Origin of the sequence: Ruminococcoides intestinihominis, from assembly GCF_040096285.1 — a bacterium.
GTDB classification, from domain to species: Bacteria; Bacillota; Clostridia; order Oscillospirales; family Acutalibacteraceae; genus Ruminococcoides; species Ruminococcoides intestinihominis.
The window spans coordinates 1-868 of the sequence record NZ_JBBMEY010000096.1; the positions used below are offsets into that span (position 1 = coordinate 1).

3 tRNA genes and 1 rRNA gene are annotated in these 868 nt (G+C 43.4%); all 4 read left to right on the forward strand.

The features are described 5' to 3' along the window. Nucleotides 1–46 precede the first annotated feature (46 nt). The 4 genes from WMO18_RS10875 to WMO18_RS10890 all read left to right on the forward strand — a co-directional run bounded on the left by WMO18_RS10875 (nucleotide 47) and on the right by WMO18_RS10890 (nucleotide 477). A tRNA-Lys gene (locus WMO18_RS10875) sits at nucleotides 47–122 on the forward strand. A gap of 45 nt (nucleotides 123–167) precedes the next feature. Beyond that, nucleotides 168–242 (forward strand) — tRNA-Glu (locus WMO18_RS10880). A gap of 33 nt (nucleotides 243–275) precedes the next feature. Then, nucleotides 276–392, forward strand: a 5S ribosomal RNA gene (gene rrf / locus WMO18_RS10885). A 9-nt stretch (nucleotides 393–401) separates the two neighbouring features. After that, nucleotides 402–477 (forward strand) — tRNA-Asn (locus tag WMO18_RS10890). Nucleotides 478–868 lie beyond the last annotated feature (391 nt).

Below are 868 nucleotides of genomic sequence, written 5' to 3' on the forward strand. Positions count from 1 at the left end.
AAGCTAGAAATTCTTTATTCAGTTTTGAAGGTGCAGAGCACAATATGCGCCATTAGCTCAGTTGGTAGAGCACCTGACTCTTAATCAGGGTGTCCCGGGTTCGAACCCCTGATGGCGCACCAAAGAGAAGGTTGGAGCTGGGCAACCGGCTCTAGCCGAAGAGAATTGGCCCGTTGGTCAAGCGGTTAAGACTCCGCCCTCTCACGGCGGCAACGCGAGTTCGATTCTCGCACGGGTCACCAAGACCCGGAAAAGTGAATAGAAGTAGATAAATAGTTGGTGTTGATGACGCTGAGGGTCCACCTGTTCCCATCCCGAACACAGAAGTTAAGCTCAGTAGTGCCGAAGATAGTTGGCTGGAAGCGGCCTGTGAAAATAGGAAGACGCCAACATTTATATATTCCTCCATAGCTCAGTCGGTAGAGCGCATGACTGTTAATCATGATGTCACTGGTTCGAGCCCAGTTGGGGGAGCCAAAGAAAACGAGTAACCATTTGGTTGCTCGTTTTTTTCGTTTGTTTCCTCTATATATATCAGTGGGCTGGTCGGCGAGCGTAAAGAAAACAGTCCGGTGGACTGTTTTTAGCGAGGGGATTTGATGAGTTACTTTAATTCTGATGTGTAACTTTCAAGCGTGGTAGGAAACTTCCTCTAAGCTAAAGTAAGTTGGGGAAATAAATATTATTTAGTTATATTAGTTTAATAGTCTTATGTGTTAGAGTAGCAATAGCTACTCTGTTTTTGTTTATCCCATAGAATCCAACTTGGCTGGTCTGCGATTTTTTTAATTTGCATAGTTTTGTTTTCTATCAATCATTTATCTAACTTAATACTATTCATTATTTTTGGTTGCTTACTTTTTGCGAG